This window comes from Paraburkholderia sp. SIMBA_053, from assembly GCF_046534895.1.
GTDB classification, from domain to species: domain Bacteria; phylum Pseudomonadota; class Gammaproteobacteria; order Burkholderiales; family Burkholderiaceae; genus Paraburkholderia; species Paraburkholderia caledonica.
In genome coordinates this window covers 1-256 of record NZ_JAWRXU010001126.1, presented here as the reverse complement: position 1 = coordinate 256, position 256 = coordinate 1, and the positions used below count along the sequence as shown (strand labels likewise).

Here is a 256-nt window from a genome sequence, read left to right as displayed (position 1 = left end):
CACGCCGCCCGCGAATTCCGGCTCGGTGCGCACCGAATGCTCGTAGGCCGCGCATTCCGCGGGAGTGAGCACACGATGCGGCACGTGGTGCAGCGCCAGCAGACCGAGCGCGGGCTGCAACTGCTGCCACTCCTGCGCGGAACGCACCAGATAGAGCAGTCCGCTTGCCTGTTCGAACTAGTAGCCAAAGCGCGCTTCCATGTCCGCCATCGCCTCGCGCGAGGACTCGATGAGCGGCCGCAACATCTCGTACTGA

At 66.0% G+C, this 256-nt stretch carries 1 pseudogene; it reads right to left on the bottom strand.

Annotated elements, in window-relative coordinates:
• A pseudogene (locus tag SB753_RS39145) lies at window positions 1–256 on the bottom strand (amino acid dehydrogenase); the annotation flags it as partial.